Source organism: Longispora sp. NPDC051575 (assembly GCF_040681875.1).
In the GTDB taxonomy this organism is placed as follows: Bacteria; Actinomycetota; Actinomycetes; order Mycobacteriales; family Micromonosporaceae; genus Longispora.
In genome coordinates, this window is the sequence record NZ_JBFAZP010000004.1 from 570,569 (window position 1) to 591,089 (window position 20,521).

Annotated in this window: 23 protein-coding genes; 9 read left to right on the plus strand and 14 right to left on the minus strand. The window is 73.7% G+C overall.

The annotated features are described in order from the left end of the window. The first annotated feature begins 131 nt into the window (after window positions 1-131). Window positions 132-746: a VanZ family protein gene (locus AB0M43_RS13435; protein WP_363724209.1), complete on the plus strand. Its 615-nt coding sequence runs from the start codon at window positions 132-134 to the stop codon at window positions 744-746. Here AB0M43_RS13435 and dnaN read toward each other — a convergent pair. Continuing rightward, on the minus strand, window positions 695-1,831 hold the full coding sequence (gene dnaN / locus AB0M43_RS13440; protein WP_363724211.1) for a DNA polymerase III subunit beta: 1,137 nt from the start codon (window positions 1,829-1,831) through the stop codon (window positions 695-697). The two genes, AB0M43_RS13435 and dnaN, sit on opposite strands and share 52 nt — an antisense overlap. 517 nt (window positions 1,832-2,348) lie before the next feature. On the opposite strand from dnaN, the gene AB0M43_RS13445 reads away from it, so the two are divergent. Both AB0M43_RS13445 and AB0M43_RS13450 read left to right on the plus strand, forming a co-directional pair. Continuing rightward, on the plus strand, window positions 2,349-2,705 hold the full coding sequence (locus tag AB0M43_RS13445) for an MmcQ/YjbR family DNA-binding protein (RefSeq protein WP_363724213.1): 357 nt from the start codon (window positions 2,349-2,351) through the stop codon (window positions 2,703-2,705). A 9-nt stretch (window positions 2,706-2,714) separates the two neighbouring features. Continuing rightward, entirely contained in the window at window positions 2,715-3,665 is a 951-nt protein-coding gene (locus AB0M43_RS13450; protein ID WP_363724215.1) for an NAD-dependent epimerase/dehydratase family protein, read from the plus strand. A 41-nt stretch (window positions 3,666-3,706) separates the two neighbouring features. On the opposite strand, the gene AB0M43_RS13455 is transcribed toward AB0M43_RS13450, so the two are convergent. Further along, entirely contained in the window at window positions 3,707-4,558 is an 852-nt protein-coding gene (locus AB0M43_RS13455; protein WP_363724217.1) for a GNAT family N-acetyltransferase, read from the minus strand. 50 nt (window positions 4,559-4,608) lie between these two features. Then, window positions 4,609-5,808, minus strand: coding sequence for an ABC transporter substrate-binding protein (locus AB0M43_RS13460; RefSeq protein WP_363724219.1), 1,200 nt, complete (start codon window positions 5,806-5,808; stop codon window positions 4,609-4,611). 161 nt (window positions 5,809-5,969) lie between these two features. Here AB0M43_RS13460 and AB0M43_RS13465 point away from each other — a divergent pair, with 161 nt between their 5' ends. Both AB0M43_RS13465 and AB0M43_RS13470 read left to right on the plus strand, forming a co-directional pair. Beyond that, window positions 5,970-6,701 (plus strand): 5-oxoprolinase subunit PxpA, encoded by a 732-nt coding sequence (locus tag AB0M43_RS13465; RefSeq protein WP_363724220.1) that lies wholly within the window; start codon window positions 5,970-5,972, stop codon window positions 6,699-6,701. Between the two features lie 139 nt (window positions 6,702-6,840). Next, window positions 6,841-7,608, plus strand: coding sequence for a C1 family peptidase (locus AB0M43_RS13470; RefSeq protein ID WP_363724222.1), 768 nt, complete (start codon window positions 6,841-6,843; stop codon window positions 7,606-7,608). A gap of 111 nt (window positions 7,609-7,719) precedes the next feature. On the opposite strand, the gene AB0M43_RS13475 is transcribed toward AB0M43_RS13470, so the two are convergent. Together AB0M43_RS13475 and AB0M43_RS13480 are read right to left on the minus strand one after the other, a co-directional pair. Continuing rightward, a complete protein-coding gene (locus tag AB0M43_RS13475) occupies window positions 7,720-8,349 on the minus strand; it encodes a GNAT family protein (protein ID WP_363724224.1) in 630 nt (209 codons plus the stop codon). Window positions 8,350-8,470: 121 nt separating this feature from the next. After that, a complete protein-coding gene (locus tag AB0M43_RS13480) occupies window positions 8,471-9,409 on the minus strand; it encodes a helix-turn-helix domain-containing protein (protein ID WP_363724226.1) in 939 nt (312 codons plus the stop codon). A gap of 940 nt (window positions 9,410-10,349) precedes the next feature. Between AB0M43_RS13480 and AB0M43_RS13485 the strand changes: the two genes are divergently transcribed. Together AB0M43_RS13485 and AB0M43_RS13490 are read left to right on the plus strand one after the other, a co-directional pair. Beyond that, window positions 10,350-11,606 carry an MFS transporter gene (locus tag AB0M43_RS13485; RefSeq protein ID WP_363724228.1) on the plus strand — a complete coding sequence of 419 codons (1,257 nt, stop codon included), beginning with the start codon at window positions 10,350-10,352 and terminating at the stop codon, window positions 11,604-11,606. 9 nt (window positions 11,607-11,615) lie between these two features. Next, window positions 11,616-12,173 (plus strand): GNAT family N-acetyltransferase, encoded by a 558-nt coding sequence (locus AB0M43_RS13490; RefSeq protein ID WP_363724230.1) that lies wholly within the window; start codon window positions 11,616-11,618, stop codon window positions 12,171-12,173. Here the strand turns inward: AB0M43_RS13490 and AB0M43_RS13495 are convergent. The 8 genes from AB0M43_RS13495 to AB0M43_RS13530 all read right to left on the minus strand — a co-directional run bounded on the left by AB0M43_RS13495 (window position 12,148) and on the right by AB0M43_RS13530 (window position 18,264). Continuing rightward, window positions 12,148-12,435, minus strand: coding sequence for a hypothetical protein (locus AB0M43_RS13495; protein ID WP_363724232.1), 288 nt, complete (start codon window positions 12,433-12,435; stop codon window positions 12,148-12,150). The two genes, AB0M43_RS13490 and AB0M43_RS13495, sit on opposite strands and share 26 nt — an antisense overlap. Window positions 12,436-12,492: 57 nt before the next feature. Beyond that, window positions 12,493-13,611, minus strand: coding sequence for an AAA family ATPase (locus AB0M43_RS13500; RefSeq protein ID WP_363724234.1), 1,119 nt, complete (start codon window positions 13,609-13,611; stop codon window positions 12,493-12,495). Further along, entirely contained in the window at window positions 13,601-14,359 is a 759-nt protein-coding gene (locus AB0M43_RS13505) for an RNA ligase family protein (protein ID WP_363724236.1), read from the minus strand. Before AB0M43_RS13505 ends, AB0M43_RS13500 begins: the two co-directional genes overlap by 11 nt. A gap of 75 nt (window positions 14,360-14,434) precedes the next feature. Then, window positions 14,435-14,983, minus strand: a complete 549-nt coding sequence (locus AB0M43_RS13510; protein WP_363724237.1) for an NUDIX domain-containing protein — start codon at window positions 14,981-14,983, stop codon at window positions 14,435-14,437. After that, window positions 14,980-15,381 (minus strand): cupin domain-containing protein, encoded by a 402-nt coding sequence (locus AB0M43_RS13515; RefSeq protein ID WP_363724239.1) that lies wholly within the window; start codon window positions 15,379-15,381, stop codon window positions 14,980-14,982. Before AB0M43_RS13515 ends, AB0M43_RS13510 begins: the two co-directional genes overlap by 4 nt. After that, window positions 15,378-16,178, minus strand: coding sequence for a serine/threonine protein kinase (locus tag AB0M43_RS13520; RefSeq protein WP_363724240.1), 801 nt, complete (start codon window positions 16,176-16,178; stop codon window positions 15,378-15,380). Before AB0M43_RS13520 ends, AB0M43_RS13515 begins: the two co-directional genes overlap by 4 nt. A gap of 28 nt (window positions 16,179-16,206) precedes the next feature. Beyond that, complete coding sequence (locus AB0M43_RS13525) at window positions 16,207-17,904, minus strand: hypothetical protein (RefSeq protein ID WP_363724242.1); 1,698 nt, start codon at window positions 17,902-17,904, stop codon at window positions 16,207-16,209. A gap of 9 nt (window positions 17,905-17,913) precedes the next feature. Next, window positions 17,914-18,264: a helix-turn-helix transcriptional regulator gene (locus AB0M43_RS13530; protein ID WP_363724244.1), complete on the minus strand. Its 351-nt coding sequence runs from the start codon at window positions 18,262-18,264 to the stop codon at window positions 17,914-17,916. Window positions 18,265-18,382: 118 nt separating this feature from the next. Here AB0M43_RS13530 and AB0M43_RS13535 point away from each other — a divergent pair, with 118 nt between their 5' ends. Then, complete coding sequence (locus tag AB0M43_RS13535) at window positions 18,383-19,489, plus strand: alkane 1-monooxygenase (protein ID WP_363724246.1); 1,107 nt, start codon at window positions 18,383-18,385, stop codon at window positions 19,487-19,489. A 9-nt stretch (window positions 19,490-19,498) separates the two neighbouring features. After that, window positions 19,499-20,095, plus strand: a complete 597-nt coding sequence (locus AB0M43_RS13540) for a TetR family transcriptional regulator (protein WP_363724248.1) — start codon at window positions 19,499-19,501, stop codon at window positions 20,093-20,095. Between the two features lie 27 nt (window positions 20,096-20,122). Here AB0M43_RS13540 and AB0M43_RS13545 read toward each other — a convergent pair whose 3' ends face one another. Further along, window positions 20,123-20,521, minus strand: coding sequence for a DUF1801 domain-containing protein (locus tag AB0M43_RS13545; RefSeq protein ID WP_363724250.1), 399 nt, complete (start codon window positions 20,519-20,521; stop codon window positions 20,123-20,125).

Sequence of the window (20,521 nt, forward strand, 5' to 3'; positions counted from 1 at the left end):
TCGGGCGCTCCGGACATCCGACCCGGGCGGGCTCCGTCGGTGCCGCTCCCGGCAGACCGCTCCGTCGATGGGCGTGACGCTCCCGGTCGGCTCCGGGGCCGGGTAGATTCGCGGTCGGACGGGGAGGTGGCATGGTCAAGGGGTGGCACGGTCTGTTCGGCACGTTCACCGGCGTCGCGCTCCTCACGGTGGCTCTCCTACCGGTGGCCGTGCTGGTGGTGTGGGTCCTGGCGCGCCGTCGCCGGGCCGCCGGCACCCCGGGGGCGTGGCGGCTGTCGCTGGCCGAGGTCGGCATCGTCTACGGGACCGTGCCGTGGGTGTGGATGATCCTGTTGCCGGGCAGCCGGGCCGGCGCCGTCACCGGCCGCCTGAGCCTGGTACCCCTGCATGATCTGGTGAAGATCTTCGCCGACGGGCCGGCGAGGGCGACCGGCCAGATCGTCGGGAACCTGCTGGTGTTCGCGGCGTTGGGGTTCTTCGCCCCGGTGCGGTTCGCGGCGCTGGCGTCGGTGACCCGGGTCCTGGCGCTCGGGGCGGGCTGTTCGGTCCTGGTCGAGGTCGCGCAGTACGTCCTGCGGCTGGACCGGGTGTCGTCCGTGGATGACGTCCTGCTCAACGCGGCCGGTGCCGGGCTGGCCGCGCTGGCGTCGCGCCGCTGGTGGCGCACCCCGGCCGACGCGCCGTCAGGCCAGCCTCACCCGGCCGCCGTGTCACCGGCGGGGAGGCGGACCGCCGCGAGGAGGTAGCGGAAGTCGGTGCCGTCGGTCAGGGTCGCCGGCTTCCCCGGCCCGCTGAACGTCATCCGCACCGTCTCCCCGGACAGCGCCGCCAGCCCGTCGAGCAGGAACCGCGGGTTGAACCCGATGCTCAGCCCCTCCCCGTGGTACTCGGCCGGCACGCTCGCCGTGGCCCGCGCCTCGCTGCCGGTCCGCGCCTCCAGCCGCAGCAGCCCGGGGCTCAGCGCCAGGTGCACGGGCGTCTGCGGGGCCGCGACCAGGGCGACCCGCTTCACCGCGTCGAGCAGCGCGCCGGTCGCGACCGTGGCGTGGATCGCGCCGGTGGCCGGGAACTGGGCGACGTAGTCGGCGAGCGGGTTGTCGAGCAGCCGGGTCACGGTGTGCCGGGCCCCGCTCTCCAGCCCGAGCAGCCCGTCCCCGGCCGCACCCGACCGGCCGCCGTCCGTGGCCAGTCGCAGGGTCAGCGGGGTCCCCGGGGTCAGCTGCCGGACGACGGCCGCCAGGGTCCGGGCCGGCACGAGGGCGGTGGCCTCCAGGCCGGGCCGGGCGGGCGCCCAGGGCAGGTGCCGGACCGCCATCCGGTACCGGTCGATGCACGACAGCGTCAGCGTCTCCCCGTCGAGCCGCAGCCGCGCGCCCGTGAACGCCGGCACCGTGTCGTCCCGGCTCGCCGCGAGCACGACCTGGGTGACGGCCTCCGCGAACGGCACCGGGTCGACCGTGCCGGCCACCGGCGGCGGGACCGGTGGCGCCGGGTAGTCCTCGATCGGCAGCGCGGCCAGCGTGAACGTGGCCACGGCGCAGCCCACCACGAGCCCGGCCCCCTCGGCGGTCAGCACCAAGGGCCCCGCCGGCAGGCTCTTGACGATCTGGGCGAGCAGCCGCCCGGACACCAGCAGCTCCCCCGGCTCGGCGACGGTCGCCGGCGCGGTGGCGGCGGTCGAGACCTCGTAGTCGAACGCGGAGACGGTGAGCCCGTCGCCCGCGCGCAGCACCAGGCCGGCGAGCACGGGCAGCACGGGCCGGGCCGCGAGCCCCCCGGCGGCCCAGGCCACGGCGTCGAGCAGGTCGGCACGTTCGATCGTCAGCTTCACGGCCGCCACCCTAGGCCGGGGGTACGACACAACGGCTTCCGGCGCGTCAGCCCCCGGAACCGTGCCGGCGGGCACCGCGACCGAGGGCCGAGGTGGCAGCCAACCGGGGCGACCGTCAGTCCACGATGGCCACACCTCGAGAAAGTCTTGGCTGGTCAGATGGCCCGGGGGTCGAAAATGCAGTCCGCGTCATGAAAAATTCATGCGGCCGGGCGTAGCTTTCTCGGTGTCGGGGCACCCATCCCCGGCAGTGGTGGGCCGACGCAGCCCACCCACCCGTCCTTCCGGGGGGCGTCATCCGTCTCGCAAACACAGACGCCCCCCGGAAGAGACAAACCACAAACCTCTGATGGTTACGAGTGGGGCACCGACCCGTCGCGCATCAGCTCGGGCCCGGCACCTGGGCCGCCCCGAACTCCCCGGCCCGCACGGCCCCGAGAAACACGACCCAGTCCGGGGCGGGCGGTTAACTATTGATCACCGAGTGCGACTATTCGCCGGAGTACACAATAGGGGCATGGATCCCGTCGACAGACTGCGCGAACTCTGCCTGGCCCTGCCCGAGACGACGGAGCGGTTGTCGCACGGCGAGCCGACCTGGTTCATCAGGGGCAGGAAGGTGTTCGTGACCCTCGCCGACCACCACCACGACAACCGGCTCGGGTTCTGGTGCGCGGCCCCGCCCGGCACGAGCGAGGCGCTGGTCACCGAGGACCCGGAGCTGTACTTCCGGCCGCCCTACGTCGGCGGGCGCGGCTGGCTGGGCGTGTACCTCGACGTGCCCGTCAACTGGGACGAGATCCGCGACGTGGTCACGGAGGCGTACCTCATGGTGGCCCCGAAGTCCCTGCACGCCCGGATGCGCGAGGGCTAGATTCCCCCCATGCGGATCCTGGTACTGGGCGGGACGTCCTTCGTCGGACGCGCCATCGTGGAGGAGGCCCTGCGGACCGGGGCGGAGGTGGCGGTCTTCGGCCGGGGAAGGACCGGGACGGACCTGTTCCCCGAGGTCCCCCGGCTGATCGGCGACCGGGACACCGGCGACTACGCGGCCCTCGCCGACGGCAGCTGGGACGCGGTCGTCGACTCCAGCGGGTACGTGCCCCGACATGTCGACCAGGCGATGGACGCGCTCGGCGACCGGGTCGGGCGGTACCTGTTCGTGTCCAGCCACGCGGTCTACGCGCTCACCGGCCTGGCCCCCGGCAACGACGAGGACACGCCCCTGCGCCCGGCCGTCCGGCACACCGAGCACCTGGACGAGGCGACGTACGGGCCGAACAAGGTGGCCTGCGAGGAGGACGTCCTCGCGCGGTACGGGGACCGGGCCACCATCGTGCGCCCTGGCAAGGTGGCCGGCCCGAACGACAACCAGAACACCCTCACGTACTGGGTCCGCCGGGTCGCGCGCGGCGGCCGGGTGGCGCTGCCGGGGCGGCCCGAACAGCCGGTGCAGATCATCGACGCGCGGGACCTGGCGACCCTCGTCGTGCGGCTGCTCCGCGACGACCGGCCGGGCGCGTACACGGCCGTCGGGCCCACGGTCGCCCTCGGCGAGGTGATCGCGCTCTGCGCCCGGGTCGCCGGGGTCGACATCGAGGTCGTGCCGGTCCCCGAGGACGCGGTCGGGCCGATGTACCCGCTGGTCCGGCCGGTGGAGGTGTGGGCGGGGCAGCAGCGGAGCTCCGCGCGGGCCCGGGCCGCCGGGATGCCGGTCACGCCCCTGGAGACGACGATCCGCGACGTGCTCGCCTGGGACCGCGCGACCGGCGAACGACCGATCGACTGGGGCATCACCCCCGAGGAGGAATCCCGCCTCCTCGCCGACCACTAGCCCCACCCGGCCACGCCGGTCCGCCTCCCAGCCGGGATCCCTCAGCCCGCAGTCGCCCCGTCGAAGCGCCAGACCCGGAGGTCGTGCACCGGCACGTACCCGATGGCCTGGTAGATCTTGTTGCTCGTGGGGTTCGCCACGTCCGTGTAGAGGCTGCACACCGCCCCGTCATCGAGGATCCGCTGACTGACGGCCGCGACACACCCGCTGGCATATCCGCGCCCCCGCGACCCGGGCGGCGTGTAGACCCCGCTGACCTTGGCCACCCCCAACAGTGGCGGATCGACCCACAGCATCGACACCGGGCCGTCGCCGTCCTCCCACAGCCAGACCTCTCCGGCGTCGAGGTGCCGGTCCACCATGGCCGGCACCTGGGACACGTCCTCGTCCGGGACGGCCTCCCGGAAGAACCCGGCCACCCAGGCCAGCACCACCTCGCGGTCGCCGGGGCCGGCCTGCTGGAGCGCGCCCGGGACCCCGAGCGGCGGGACGACGGCGTCGAGCCGGAACAGCCGGGTACCCCTGGTCGCCGACAGCTCCGCCCCGGTGCGTTCCGCCCACAGCCGGGCGAACTCGTCCGACGCCGTCGCCGGGCCGCCCACGGCCGGGAGCCCGGGCAGGTGTCCGGCGCACCAGTCGACCAGGGCGGCCACCACGTCGGGGCCGACGGCGGTCAGGAGCAGGGGGTGCGGCGGGGTGCGCAGGGCCACGCCCACGAGGTCGTCGCCGTCGTGGACGGCGAGCCAGAGGGCGCCCTCCTCGACCGGGACCGCACCGGCGGCGCGGGCGGAGACGAGGTTCGCGGCGATGTTGTGCCGGACCGGGTCGCGGCCCAGCCAGGGCAGCACCTGGTGGGCGAAGGCCTCGACGGAGGGCTCGGAGTGAACACGCATCCCCCATTGTCGCCCGGCCGGGCCCCGCGCGCGGCCCCGCCCGAGCCCGGTCAGTACAGGAGCTGCCAGCCGCCGAGCCGCACCACGAACGTCGTCAGCGTCCCCTTGTCCACCCCGCCGTGGTGGTCCGGCCCGAACACGTAGTTGCCGGCCACCCCGTCGTAGTGCGTGTTCTCCAGGGCGTCGCGCAGCGGACCCCGCTCGGTGCCCTTCGTGGTCGTGATCGCCTCGGTGATCATGTGCAGGGCGTCGTACGCGCTCGGCGCCACCCCGGAGTACGTGTTGTACTCCTGGATGTACCGCCGCCGGAACTCCTGCTGGGCCAGCCCCGCCGGGGTGGTCGCGATGCTGTTGGGGTCGAGCACGGCCGGGTGCACCATGAACATGCCCTCGGCGTCGGCGGCCGTCGGCCCGGACAGGAACTGGTCGGCCCCCGCCGACGGGTCGAGGAAGATCTTCCCGGTGTACCCGGACGCCTTGATCGCCGACACCGCGCGCGCCGCCCCGGGCATCAGCGCGCCGAGCAGGATCGCGTCGGGCCTGGCCTCCAGGAGCGCGGCCAGCCGGTCGGTCACGTCGGAGCCGTCCTCGGCGAACCGTTCGCCCTTCACCAGGCTCAGTCCGTCGCTGGACCGGATGGCGAGCGCGCCGGTCATGACCTGGGTGACGATGTCCCCGTAGGTGCCCCTGGCGGTCAGCAGGCCGATCTTCTTCGCGCCCATCCGCAGCGCGTTGTCGGCGATGGCCGCCGCGATGTCGCCGCCGTTCGGGGACACCTTGAAGCAGAACTTCCGGGCCGAGACCGGGGTGACGATGGCGTCGCTGGCGGCCAGGGACACGAGCGGCACGCCCAGTTCCTCGGCGACCGGCACCATCGCCATGGTCACGGCGGTGGTGCTCGCGCCGACGATGGCGGCCACGTGGTCGTTGGTGACGAGTTCGCGGGCGGCGGCGGCGCCCTTCGCCGGGTCGCTGGCGCTGTCCTTGACGACGAGCCGCAGCTTGCGCCGCTTGCCGTCGACCAGTACCCCGCCCTCGTTGATCTGGTCGACCGTGACCCGCAGCGCGTTGCGGTGCACGGTGCCGATCGGGAGGCCGGGCCCGGTGAGCTCCACGACGGCCCCGACGACGACCTCGCCCTCCAGCACCACGGCACCCCGGTCGGACGTCGCGGGGCCGCCACAGCCGGCGGCGACGGACGCGACGAGTACGGCGGAGGTGAGTCCGGCCCAGAACCTGCGATCGACCATCCGCGATGGTGGTCACATTCCGTCGCGATGGTCAAGTGACGAACACGGACATTACAGGACCCTGACCTGCTTTTGCCCGCCGATTCCCCGAAGTTCCATCACAGTGGGTTACTCGGATATGCCCGACTTGCCGGCACCCGCCGGGCGGGCAGAATGGGCCGATGGATCTCAACGCGGACCTCGGCGAGGGTTTCGGCCGCTGGCACCTGACCGACGACGACGCCCTCCTCGACGTCGTGACCAGCGCGAACGTGGCCTGCGGCTTCCATGCCGGCGACCCGGCCACCATGCGCAGGGTGTGCGAGGCCGCCGTCGCGCGCGGGGTCCGGATCGGCGCCCAGGTGTCCTACCGCGATCTGGCCGGCTTCGGCCGCCGCGCGATGGACGTCCCGGCGGACGAACTGGCCGACGAGGTCACGTACCAGATCGGGGCCCTGCGGGTCTTCGCCGAGGCCGCCGGCGGCACGGTCGGCTACGTCAAGCCGCACGGCGCGCTCTACAACCGGGTGGTCGACGACCCGGCGCAGGCGGCGGCGGTGGTCGCCGGGATCGTCCGGGCCGGGGGCGGGCTGCCGGTGCTGGGGCTGCCCGGCTCGGAGCTGCACGCCGCCGCCCGGGCCGCCGGGTTGCCGACCGTCGCGGAGGCGTTCGCGGACCGGGGGTACACGGCGCGGGGGACGCTGGTGCCGCGCGGCACGCCGGGCGCGGTCCTCGGGGCGGAGGCGGCCGTGGCGCAGGCGCTGGGGATCGCGCGGGACGGCCGGGTCACGGCGGTCACGGGCGAGGTGGTCGAGGTGGCGGCCCGGTCGGTGTGCGTGCACGGGGACACGCCGGGGGCGGTGGCGGTGGGGCGGGCGATCCGCGCGGCGTGGGAGATGACGCCGTTCACCTAGGCGCCGGGTGCGGGCACGCGTGGCGAGCTCGGCCGGATCCGCGGCATTCGCGTGGTCCCGGCCGCCCGTCGGGTAAGGACTGTGTCGGCTCCTGCACAGGGGACTGGCGCGATCGAGCTCCGAAGCGGATCGTGATCTCATGACCACTCCCCGCAATGCGATCTACGGTTGGGTCCCTGACCTGCCCGATCAGCGGGACCACCTGTTCTCGGCGGCCCCGACCACCACCCCGCTGCCCGCGAAGGTCGACCTCCGTGGTCAGTGTCCACCCGCGATCTACGACCAGGGCGCCCTGGGCAGCTGTACGGCGAACGCGATCGGCACCGGGTTCGAGTACACCCTGATCAAGCACGGGTTGGAGATCTTCACCCCGTCCCGGCTGTTCGTCTACTACAACGAGCGGGTCATCCTCGGCACCGTCGACAGCGACAGCGGCGCCATGATCCGCGACGGCATCAAGTCCGTGGCCAAGCAGGGCGTCTGCCCCGAGCCCGACTGGCCCTACGACATCGCCCGGTTCACGGAGCGGCCGCCCGCCAGCTGCTACGAGACCGCGCTCGACCACCGGGTGACCGCCTACAAGCGGGTGCCCCAGACCCTGCGCCAGCTGAAGAGCTGCCTCGCGCAGGGCTACCCGATCGTCTTCGGCTTCGCGGTGTACGAGAGCTTCGAGTCCCCCGAGGTCAGCGGCACCGGCACGGTACCCATGCCGGACGTGGACTCCGAGCAGATGCTCGGCGGGCACGCGGTGCTGTGCGTGGGCTACGACGACGAGACGATGCGGTTCCTGGTGCGCAACTCGTGGGGCGAGCGCTGGGGCGACCGGGGCTACTTCACGATGCCGTACCCGTATCTGACCGACTCCACGCTGTCGCGCGACTTCTGGATGATGACGCGGACAACGTGATCGGGGGCGGCGGGCGGCGGCCGGTGGGGGCCGCCTCCCGCCGCGCACTCCGGGCACTCCACCCGGGCCGGGCGCCCAGAACCCGGCCCGGGTGCCCGGCGGCGCGCTCCGTCACGCCACCCCGAAGTACTCGCGCACCACGTCCGGCAGCACCAGGCCCACGGTCCCGGCGTGCCGCGCCTCCCACACGTCCCGCGTCAGCCGCATCCGCACCATGTCATCGGCCCCGCTCCCCTCGCGAGGGTGCCGCCCGACCCCGTTGTCCACGTACCCCACGGCCCGGGACACCCCGAGCGACGCGGCGTTGTCGTGCCACGCCTCGGTCTCGGCGACCTGCGCCCCGAGCCCGTCGAACGCCAGCGCCAGGGCCGCGATCCGCATGGCCTTCCCGATCCCGCGCCCCCGGAACTCCGTCCCCAACCAGGACGCGGTCTCCACGGTCCGTAGGGTCGCGAAGTCGGCGGCCTCCAGGTTCTGGGACCCGACGATCCGGCCCCCGACCCGGACGGTCAGGTCCAGGCACCAGGATTCGGGGTGCCAGCCGCCCAGGTGGCGCCAGTAGTACTGGTGCACGGCACGGCCCGCGCGCTCCTCGGTGGCCCCGAATCTCGGCAACCGGGGGTCGAGTTCCACGTCGGCGGGCATGAGGTCGGCGAGCGGAATCAGGTCGGCGTCGACGGTCGGGGTGAGCACGACATCGCCGAGGGTCATGTGCACCGCGGAGAAGGGCCAGTAGGTCATGCCCGCATCGTGGCAGCTCACCCACTGCGCCGCACCCGGATAACCGGCCGGGCCGGGGCTCGGACCGCCCGGGGCGCACGCACAGCACCGGGAGTCGGCGCCGGCCACCCGCGGCCGGGGGCTACCGCCGGAACGCGCTCCGGTACGCGGCCGGGGACACCCCGACGACACCGTGCAGGTGCTGGCGCAGCGAGGTGGCGGTGCCGAACCCGGCCCGTTCGGCGATCCGGTCGATGGGCAGGTCGGTGGTCTCCAGGAGCTGACGGGCCCGTTCGACGCGCTGGGCGGCGAGCCACCGGGCGGGGCTGAGCCCGGTCTCCTCCCGGAACCGCCGGGTGAAGGTGCGCACGCTCATCCGGGCGTGCCCGGCCATGGCCCGCAGGTCGAGGTCGTCCTCCAGCCGGGTCAGCGCCCAGCCCCGGGTCGGCCCGGTGCTGGCGTCCCCGGTCTCGGGCACGGGCCGCTCGATGAACTGGGACTGCCCGCCGTCCCGCCACGACGGCACCACGCACCGCCGGGCGGCCCGGTTGGCGACCTCGCTGCCGTGGTCGGACCGGATCACGTGCAGGCACAGGTCGATGCCGGCGGCCACCCCGGCGGAGGTCAGCACCCGCCCGCCGTCGACGAACAACACATCAGGATCAAGATCCACTTTTGGGTACCGGGCCCGGAACAGCTCCGCGTAGTCCCAGTGCGTGGTGGCCCGCAGCCCGTCGAGCAGCCCCGCCTCGGCCAGCACGAACGCCCCGGTGCAGATGGACATGATCCGCCCGGGGAACTCCCGCAGCGCCCGCAGCACCGGCTCGGGCGTCCCGCCGTCCCGGACCAGCTGCGACCGGCCGTGCACCCCGGGCACGATCACGGTGTCGGCCGTATCCAGCGCCTCCAGCCCGAGGTCGGGCACCACGGTGAACCCGCCCCCGGCGGCCCGCACCGGCCCGAGGCCGACGGTGACCACCTCGTAGTAGGGCGCGCCGAGCCCCATGGGGTCGACATCGGACCACCCGTCGGCCCCGGGCACCCACACCCCGCTCCCGACGGGCCCGGCGGACTCCCCCACGCGGTCCTCCGCCGCCGACCACCGGTCCTGACCATCCGGGGCCTCCCACCGACCCGGACTTCCCCCTCGGGCTCCCTGGCCGGCACCTCGGCCAGCGTCCCACCCGTCCCGGCGACCCGGGTCCCAACCGCCCTCGCCGCCAGCGTCCCGGCGACCCAGGTCCCAACCGCCCTCGCCGCCCCCGTCCCGGCGACCCGGGTCCTGCCCGCCTTCGCTGCCCGTGCCCGCATGGCCGCCCCCGCCCCGACCTGTCCGGCGACCTCCCGAACGGCCGCCCGGGGTGTCCCAGCCGGACCTCTCCCCGCTGTCGGCACCCCACGAAACCTGGCCGGCACCCCACGCGTCCGACGCCGGGCCCACTCGGTGGCCGAGCCCGGAATCCGGTCGCACGGCTCCTTCGAAGTGGCCGGCGGCCGTCCCCCCGAGTGCACGACCCGCCACCGGGCCGAGGCCCGCACGGCGCGGGTCACGGTCTGCGGCGTCTTCGCCCAGCCGGTCGCCCTCCCACCGCCCGGTGGCATACCGGCGCGAGGCGGCAGGCTCCGACCCGACCGCGGCACCAGGGCCCGACCTGTCACGACCCCCACGGTCCGACGTGCCCTCGACACGGCCTGGCTCCCCGCGCCCGTCCCCACGATCCCCGCTCCGCGACCCGGCACGGCGGCGACCATCCCCGACGGCCGAACCATCGCGGCCCGGATCCGCACGGCCGCCGGCACGGTCACCTGCCACCCGGGTGCCCAGGTCCCCGTCCGGCAAGCCGCCCACCGCCGGCCGTTCCCGGGCCGCGCCGAACACCTGGGCCGGCGTCCCCAGGTCGAACGCCACGAACAGGTCGAGGGCGATCACGGCCACCCGGTGCGGTCTCATGGCCCGATTCTTTCACACATTGGCTTTCGGGCCACTCCTCCGCCGACCCCCGGGCACGGAGGATGACCGGGTGAGAACACTCCACCGCGCCTGGGTCATCGCCGCCGTCATCCTCGTGGCCATCGTCGGGGCGGCCGGCTTCCGCGCCACCCCCGGCGTCCTGATCACCCCGTTGCGGGAGGAGTTCGGCTGGTCCCGGGGCACCATCTCGGCGGCCGTCTCCGTCAACCTGCTGCTGTTCGGCCTGACCGCGCCGTTCGCGGCGGCCCTGATGGAGAAGCTCGGCGTCCGCCGGGTGGTCGCCGGGGCGCTGGTGCTGGTGGCGACCGGCAGCGGGCTGACCGTGTTCATGACGTCGAGCTGGCAGCTGATCCTGTGCTGGGGCGTGCTGGTCGGGCTCGGTACCGGCTCGATGGCGCTGGCGCTGGTCGCCACGATCACCGGCCGGTGGTTCACGAAGCACCGGGGCGTGGTCACGGGCGTGCTGACGGCCGGCGGGGCCACCGGACAGTTGATCTTCCTGCCGCTGCTGGCGTTCCTGGCCCAGGAGAACGGCTGGCGGGTCGCCGCGCTCAGCGTCGCCGGTTCCGCGCTGGCGGTCGTCCCGCTGGTCTGGTTCTTCGTCCGGGACCGGCCGCGCGACGTGGGCGCGCTGCCCTACGGGGCGACCGAGGAGCCGCCGGTCGTGCCGCTGGCCCCGGGCGGGGCGGCCCGGCGGGCGGTGGGGGCGCTGCGCACGGCGGCGCGTACCCGCTCCTTCTGGTTTCTCGCCGGGGGTTTCGCGATCTGCGGGGCCAGCACGAACGGCCTGGTCGGCACGCACTTCATCCCGGCCGCGCACGACCACGGCATGGCCGAGACCACGGCCGCCGGTCTGCTGGCCCTGGTCGGCGTGTTCGACATCGTCGGCACGATCGCGGCCGGCTGGCTGTCGGACCGGATGGACTCCCGCAAACTCCTCGCCGGGTACTACCTCCTGCGCGGCCTGTCCCTCCTCGTCCTGCCCAGCCTGTTCTCGGCCACCACGGAGCCGAACATGCTGATCTTCATCGTGTTCTACGGCCTGGACTGGGTGGCGACCGTGCCGCCGACCGTGGCGCTGTGCCGGGAGGTGTTCGGCGAGGCCGGCCCCGTGGTGTTCGGCTGGGTGTTCGCGGCCCACCAGATCGGCGCGGCGGTCGCGGCCGTGGGCGCCGGCCTGATCCGCGACTCGTTCGGCCACTACGACGCGGCCTGGTACGTCGCCGGGGCGCTGTGCTTCGCGGCCACCGCGTTCTCCCTGGGGGTGCGCGAAAAGCCCAGGACTCCGGTGACGGCCGGCGTCTAGGGTTGGCCCATGATCCCCGACCTGCCCATCGAGACGGACCGGCTGCTCCTGCGGGCGTACGCCCCGGGCGACGTCGACGACCTGTACGCCTTCGAGTCCCTGCCCGAGATGCACCGCTACGTCTACTCGGTCCCCCGCACCCGCGACCAGGTCGCCACGATGGTCGCCGAACGCGCCGGCCGGACCGTTCTGACCGCCGAGGGCGACTTCCTCGGCCTGGTCGTGGAGCTGAGGGAGACCGGCACGGTGATCGGCACCGTGGTCCTCAAGTGGGCGAGCGCCGAGCACCGCCAGGGCGAGATCGGCTACGCCCTGCACCCGGCGTACCACGGGAAGGGTCTCGCCCTGGAGGCGGCGACCCCGCTGCTCCGGCTCGGCTTCGAGGGCCTGGGCCTGCACCGGATGTACGGGCGGATCGACGGCCGCAACACCGCCTCGGCGAAGCTGCTCGAACGGCTCGGGATGCGCCGCGAGGCCCACCTCGTGCAGAACGAGTTCGTCAAGGGCGAGTGGACCGACGAGATGGTCTACGCGGTGCTGGCTAGCGAATGGCGTTCTTCTTCTTGATGCCCCACACCACCACGCCGATGATCACGGCGGACACCAGGCCCAGGCACAGCCAGGTCATGAAGCTCGGGTAGGTCGACGAGGAGCCGCTGACCCCGTGGCCGCCGCTGGACCCGCCCCGGTAACCGCTCGACCGGCCACCGCTCTTGCTGCCGCCGCCACCGCCCCGGCCACCGCTGCCGCCACCCTTCGCGAAGGCCGTGGCGGGCAGGACGATCAGGCTGAAGTAGACGGTTGTGGCGATGGTCGCGACTCGGCGCACGGGTCCCCCGGGTGATCGACGGCGAGACCCCCAGGATGGGAGCCCCGGTCCCGGACGTCAAGCGTTGTCGATCCAGGTCACGCTGTGCGCCTCCGTGACGTCCGGAGTCTCCCACTTCGCGGCGAGCCGGCCGATCACCGCGTCGGGCACCGGGGCGGGCCGGGCGCGGTTGCGGGCCCGGAGCACGGCGGGCGGCGCCTCCAGGGCCACCAGGTCGACCCGGCCGCCGTACGCGGTGATCAGGCCGACGCACTGTTCGCGCAGCTGCCGGGTCACGTTCGTGGCGTTCCAGACGAAGGGGCGGCCGGCCCGCAGGTGCTCGCGGGCCTCCCGCTGGGCGGCGGAGACCACCACGCCCTGGTCCCCGGTCGGCTTCACCCCCAGCCGGGTACGCACCGCGTCGAGGCTCACCACCGGCAGCCCCGGCCGGTGCGCGGCGACCCAGTGGTCCTTGCCGACCCCGGGCAGCCCGGACAGCACGGTGACCGTGAGCCGGGTGTCGTCGTGCGCGGCGTAGTCGGGGTCGCGGGCCTCCCGGCGGAAGTACTCGAACCGGGCGTGGTCGGAGGGGAACGCGCGCGGGGCGTCGAGGCAGCGCTGCTCGGCGCAGTACTCGGCGTACAGGGTCACGTTGTCGAGGACCTGGTCGGCGTCCGCGCAGGTCCGGCCCAGGATGTCGGCCGTGGCGAGGAGTACCAGGTCGGAGTTGTTCGCCAGCAGGCTGACCCGGAACGCGATCTTCTCCAGGTCGGGCCGCTCCAGCGCCCAGAACGGGATCTGGTGGTGCCGGATCAGCGCCGCGACCTGCTCGCGGAACTCCCGGGGCGCGCCGCCCTCCCACAGCACCCGGCGCGCGAACAGCTCGCCGCGCCGGGAGTGGCCGTGCGCGGTGATCCGGCCGCCCTCGTCCACCCGGGTGCAGTCGGGCTTGGCGACGTCGTGCAGGAGCACGGCCGCGAACAGCCGGACCCGGTCGGCGGCCGGCAGCGCGCGCCAGGCGGGCAGGGCCGCCAGGGCCTCGCACGCCATCCGGGTGTGCACGGCGACGTCACCCTCGGCGTGGTGCACCGGGTCCTGGGGCACGCCGGCCATCCGGCGCACCCAGTCGAAGGCGTCCTCGATCGCGGCCCACGGCACGGTCCACGCCGGGCCGGTCGGGCACAGGTCAGCGAACATACATCACCGCCGGGTCGGCGAGCTGGTTCGGCGTGATCGGCCGGTCCTGCCAGTGGCTGCCCGAGTCGAGGACGGCGGTGAGGAAGCTGGGCCGGACCCACTTGTACCGGCCGACGGTCTCGCCGTTCTCCTCGACCTTGACGTAGAGCCCCTCCATGTCGTCGGAGCCGTCCGTCTCCCCGTCGGCCGCGCCGGTCGCGGCCAGCGCGGCGCGCCAGTCCGGCGTCCGGCAGGTCGACGGGCCGACCAGGGCGGTGAGCTGCGCGAGGGTGTCCAGCGGGCCGGTGCGCAGGACCGGGACGGAGCACACCGGGGTGCCGTCCAGGAGCGCGCGGCGGCGGTCGGTGGACAGGAACGTCCCCGTGTCGCGGTCGAGGATGTCGAACTCGCAGAAGTAGTGCGGGAGGGCATCGTAGAAGACGGTGTGCTTGGCGTACAGCCACTCGCCGTACAGGACGTGCCGGGTGCCGAGCCGGGGGCGGAGCAGGTCGGCGACGGTGGCCGCCCAGGCCTTCAGCGGGGCGAACTGCCGCTCCCGGGGGCCACCGGTCAGGTAGTGGCCCCGGCTCTGCAACAGCAGCGCCCCGTCGGCAGCGAAGCTGATCGCCGCGTTCGCCCCGTCCAGCTTCTCCTCGACGACGAGGTGCCGGCCCCGGATCTCCCCGAAGGGCACCGCCGCGAGGTCGGCGTCGCCCGGCTGGAGCCGGGAACCCTGGAGATGGGGGGTACGGGGGTACTTGCGCAACATCCCGTCAGTTCTACGTCACCCGGTGCGGTGACTCAACGTGATTTCCGGCCCGGGGCGAGGTCCGGGCCGCGTTCCTCAGCCGCGCGCGGCCCCGGAATCCCGGGCCCGGAGCTCCACCGCGAGGTCGATCATCTCCGCGAACTCCGCCCCGTCGGACAGCAGCAGCACCCGGGCCTCGGCCGCCGGCACGGCCCGCACCTCCAGCACCTGTTCCCCGTCCTCGGGATTCGTCGGCGCCCCGTCGAGGGTCACGTCGGCGTACACCCACAGCCACGCCCGCTCCGGATGCGGCTGCCACGGCCTGTACGGCTCGGGCAGGTCGCTGACCCCCCGGTGCGCCCCGACCACGCCCAGCGGCCCGGCGAGGACCGCCCCGGCCTCCTCGCGCAGTTCCCGCGCCACACAGTCGACAATGGACTCGCCCTCCTCCCGGGTACCGCCGGGCAGGAACCACACGTCGCGCCCGTCGCGGCAGACCACGATCCGCTCGCCGACGAAGCAGACGGCGTGGATGTTGGTCACGAGTTCGTCGGGCGGTTCCGTGGTGGAGAAGACCATGTCGAGGCCGCCCCACTCCCAGCGGGCCGGCGCGTGCAGTACCGGAAAACGTCGTTCGAAGTTCATGAGCCGTGCACCCGGAGGTCGGCCTGCTCGAAGCCCGGGGTCACGACGCAGGACAGCAGGACCTCCTTGTCCCACAACGGTCGCGCCGACTGCCACGTGCCGCCGGGGACCACCAACTGGAGCACCTCGCCGGCCTCCAGGTCGGGGCCGAGCACCGTCTCGGTCACGTCGCCGGGCTCGTCACCCGTGCCGCCGGTGCGCAGCAGGAGCGGCCCGCCCAGGTGCCACAGCCACAGCTCGTCGGAGCCGGCGGCGTGCCACAGGGCCTCCTCGCCGGAGCGCAGCAGGTAGTGGATGCAGGTCACCGCGGGACGAATGCCCTGGTCAGGGGAGGTCCAGGTCCGCCGGTACCAGCCGCCGACGGGGTGCGGCTCCAACTGGAGCTGCTCGATGGTCACAGAGTCGCCTTTCGCCAGGCGGCCGCGAGGGACCGCACGCTGTCGAACCGCCGCTCCGGATCCGGCTGGCAGGCGACGCCGACCACGTCCAACTGGTCCGCCGTGCCCCGCCACGCCGACTCGTCGTCCTCGCTGTCGAGGAGGGTGCGGAGAATCCGACCCAGGGTGTACACCGTGGTCCGGATGTCGATCACTTTATCCGGTGCGAACGGGTACTCCTCCGGAGCCATCAGCCGCACGGCCCCCGAGACCTGTTCGGTGGGCGTGAACGGACCCGGCCGGTACTCGTCGAGATCGCACAGCGCGAGGGTGCCCGTGCCGAAGTCGTAGAGCAGCGCGCCCTCGTTGAGGTCCACGGCCACCAGCCCGGCCCGCTCGACGGCCAGGTGCGCGTCGAGGAGCCGGCCGAGGGCCCGTTCGACCTCGCGGACGGGGCGCTGGCGGAACCGGGCGAGCGCGCCGGCCGGGTCCCTTCTGGACCAGCCGGGCTGGTGCAGCACCTCGCCGCGCTGCCACGAGTACACCAGGGCCAGGGTCTCCCCCACCGTGATCGCGTGCCGCAGGGGCACGATCGCGGGGTGCCGGACCATGGCGTGGAACGCGACCGCCCGGCGCAGGGACGCGTCGGCCGACCGGGTGAGGGCGGTCTTCACGAACCAGCGCCGGGCGTCGACCTCGACCCCGTAGGCGACACAGCCCGAACCCTGCTGGTCGAAGGTGCGGAACACCTCCCCGACCCGGTGCAGGTACGGCGCGACGGCGTCTACGGCGGCGATGTCCAGCAGGGGATGCGACATAGGGCAGCATCTTGCCACTTCGGACACCTCACAGGACGGGCTCCGTGTCCGTCACCCTCACGACGGCCCGGGCCCGCAGCCGCCGGGCGAGCAGCACCCCCGCCCCGGCCGCGACGATCAGCACCACCGTGGGCACGACCTCGCCGTGCAGGGTGACCAGCAGGAACCAGGTCCCGCCGCCGAACAGCCCGACCAGCGCCCAGAGCATGCCCCGGTCCGCGCGCAGCACCCGGTCCGCCCCGACGAACACGGCCAGCGCGAAGGGCACGATCACCAGGGCCGGCACCGTGACGGCGAGATAGCCCCACAGGGTCGCGAACGCCTCGGCCCCGCCCGCCGCCCCCGCCGCCGGATCCGTGAACACCATCTCGGGAACGGTGAACAGGAGCGGCGCCAGGAGCAGTGCCACCGCGGCCACCGACCACACCGCCGGGCGGGCCGGACGTTCCCGCAGTCCGGCCAGCGCCACGGGTGCGAGCAGCACACCCGCGAGCGCCATCCCCGTCCTTGACGGCTCCCACCACACCATCGCGAGGAACGCCGCCGACGCCGGCACCGCGAGGTACGGCACGGCCGCCGGCCACCACCGCCACGCCGCCGCGGCCAGCAGCATCAGCGCGTGGCCCGCGAGCATCGGCGTCAGGTCGCCGTTCGCGACCTGGAACGGCAGCAGCACCGCCGAGACCGCCGCCCCCACGCCGAGCGCGACGGTGGTGACCGCGCCCGCGCCGAGCGCCCGGGTCGCCCCGGAACGCACCGCCAGGAACAGCACCCCGGCCGCGCCGAGCAGCTGCAGCGGGGCCGTGGCGTGCCCGCTGAGGAAGAAGGTGCCCCCCTCGGCCCCCCAGTCGTCCAACGTCAGGAACCAGGGCATGGCGAGCCAGGTCGCCGGCAGCAGGAGCACCGCCGCCGCCCACAGCCACCCGCTGGCGCCCCGACGCCGGTGGGCGAGCAGCCCGGCCGCGACCATGGCCGCGAGCGCGCAGAGCGCGGGCAGCAGGGGGTAGCCGACCAGTTTGACGTACCCGTAGCTGTGGTCGCCCGCGTCCCACCGGAACACCCCGCCGGGGATCCCGCCCCGGCCGGTCAGGTCGGTGACCGACAGGGCCGCCCAGCCGAGGCCGCCCGCGACCGCGAGCAGGCGCACGGGGACCCGCGTGACCGAGTCCCGGGTGCCCAGGAAGGCGACCGCGCCCAGCAGCGCGTACGCGCCGAAGGTCGCCGGGGACATGCTCCGGCCCTGGTTCGGGTCGTTCGTGAACAGGGTGGTGGACGTCAGCCCGGACACGAACTGGCCGGAGACGGTGCCCGCCAGGGCCACGCCCACCAGCACCCGGCCGACCGTCCGGGGCAGCACCGCCCAGCCGAGGGCGGCGACGAGCCAGACCACCGTGGTGCCGGCGACGAAGTAGACCCACCAGGTGGCCGGGAACCCGGCGCGCAGCTCCCACCCCCGGGTCATCAGCTCGACGCCCGACAGGCAGGTGAGCAGGAACAACGCGACCGGCGCGGCGAGCCGCAGCCCGGTTTCCACTCCGGCGTGCCGGTCCAGGCCGAGCCGGCGGCGCAGGCCGCTGCCGACCAGGTCGGCCGTGTCGCCCAGGGTCGGGTGGGTCTGGCCGGGCCGGGCCCCGTCGAGGAGGGTGGCGACGAGCTGGTCGCCGTGCTCGGCACGGAATTCAGAGGGGTACGCGCGCAGCAGCGCACGGTACCGACGCTCCAGCATGGCTCTCTCCTAGGTGGTGGCGAGTCGGGGGGCGGCGGGGCTGGTCCGGGCGCTCAGCCGGGCGGTGGCCTCGGCGGCGTTGCGGGCGAGCCGGTCGGCCTCCTCGGCGAGGATCGCGGCGCCGGAGTCGGTCAGCCGGTAGTACCTCCGGAGGCGGCCGTCGACGACCTCCTCGTGGTCGGGGGCGACCTGGCCGGCGGTGGTGAGCCGGTCGAGGGCCGCGTAGAGGGTGCCGGCGCGCAGGGTGAGCCGGCCGGCGGACAGGGCGGTGACCTCGGTGATCACGCCGTAGCCGTGCAGGGGGCCACCGGCGAGCGCGGTGAGGATGAGAAACGTCGGTTCCTGGATGGACTGGGCCATGGGTTCAATATACCGATGGTCGGCATATACCGCCAGACGTAGACAGAGAATCTGCTCTTGTCTTTGATCTTTACACGTACTAGCTTGCTGTAAACCGCTCGCGAAAAGAGGTCCGTCGATGACCGCTCCCGACTGGCAGGACGGCAAGCGCTACCTGTGGCCGCTGGGCCTGCTGGTGCCCCTGATCCCGTTCGGCGCCTGGCTCGGCGTGCTCCTCACCGGCTCGCCGGTGTTCTGGTGGGTCGGGCCGATCCTGGTGTTCGTCGTGTTCCCCCTGGTGGACACGATCGTCGGCCAGGACACCGAGAACCCGCCGGAGGCGGAGATCCCGGGCCTGGAGGCGGACAGGTACTACCGGTGGTGCACCTACCTCTACCTGCCCGTCCAGTACATGTCCCTGGTGCTCGCCTGCTGGCTGTGGACCCGCCCCGAACTGGGCGTCGTCGACCGGATCGGGCTCGCCGTCAGCGTCGGCTGCGTCAGCGGGATCGCGATCAACACCGCCCACGAACTGGGCCACAAGCGCGAGAACGTGGAGCGCTGGCTGAGCCGGATCGCGCTCGCCCAGACCGGCTACGGCCACTTCTACGTCGAACACAACCGGGGCCACCACGTCCGGGTCGCCACCCCCGAGGACCCGGCCAGCTCCCGGCTCGGCGAGAGCTTCTGGGCGTTCCTGCCCCGCTCGGTCGTCGGCAGCGCCCGGTCGGCGTGGAAGCTGGAGTTCGCCCGGCTCCGGCGCGGCGGCGGCAACCCGTGGACCTGGCGCAACGACGTGCTCACCTCGTGGGCGATGACCGTGGTGCTCTTCGCCGTGCTCCTGGCCGTCTTCGGACCGGGCATCTGGCCGTACCTGCTGGTCCAGGCCGTGTTCGGCTTCTCGCTCCTGGAGGTCGTCAACTATCTGGAGCACTACGGGCTGTCCCGGCAGCGCGAGACCACCGGCCGGTACGAGAAGGTCCGCCCCTCGCACTCCTGGAACTCCAACCAGGTGCCGAGCAACCTGCTGCTCTTCCACCTCCAGCGGCACAGCGACCACCACACGTACCCGACCCGGCGGTACCAGTCGCTCCGGCACTTCGACGAGGCCCCGCAGCTGCCGTCCGGGTACCCCCTGATGATCGTCCTGGCCTGGGTGACCCCGCTCTGGCGCCGCGTCATGGACCCCCGGGTCCTCGCCCACTACGGCGGGGATCTGAGCCGGACCAACCGGGGGCCGCAATAGGATCGGCGCATGACGTATGCCCACGCCGCGCGCGCCCTGCTGCGCGACACCCTGCTCGACGCGGTCGCCGAGCTGCTCACGGGCCGGGCGTTCGGTGAGATCACGATGGCCGGGGTCGCGTCCGTGGCCGGGGTCAGCCGGCAGACGTTGTACAACGAGTTCGGCTCCCGCCCCGCGCTCGCCCAGGCCTACGTGATGCGCGAGGTCGCCCGGTTCCTCGACGGCGTCGAACGGGCCGTCCTCGCGCACGCCGACGACCCGCACGCGGCCGTCACGGCGGCCTTCGGGGTGTTCCTGTCGACCGCCGCCGAGCACCCGCTGATCAAGAGCCTGGTCACCAACGACGGCAACGCCGAGCTGACCGCGCTGATCACCACCGGCGGGGAGCCCGTGCTGCACACGGCGACGGCGTTCCTCACCGAGCTGATCACTCGGACCTGGCCGCACGTGGACCCGGAGGCCGCCGGGCTGCTGTCGGAGGCGGTGACCCGGCTGGCGATCAGCCACGCGATCCTGCCGAGCGCCGCGCCGGAGCTGACGGCGGCGGCCGTCGAACGGTTGCTGTCGCCGTTCATCACGGCGGAGACGGGGCTGGCGCCGCGCTGACGCCCGGCGGTCGCGGACCCGGCCCGGTCAGGCCGCCCCCGCGCCGCCCTGCTCGGCCGCCGCCAGGAAGATCTCCGCCAGCACCGCCTGGTCGACGTCCGACAGCCGCTTGAACCGGATGCAGCTCTTGCCGATGTCCGCCTTCGGCAACCGGTCCTGGTAGGACTCGGGGAGGTAGCCGCCGTCGGGGGCGAGCGCCGTGACGTACACCGAGATGTAGTTCTTCCGGCTCGCCATGGAGATCAGCACGGTGTCGCCCTCGCGCCCGCTGGCGTACCGGTAGTGGAACCTGCCGTAGCCCGGCATGCCGAACTCCATGGTCGGCTCCAGCGCGGGCACGGTGCGCCGGATCAGGTCGTGCAGCTCGCCGAGTTCCGTCCTGCGTGGCTGGTCGAGCCCCGCGACGTACTCCTCCGGGGTACTCAT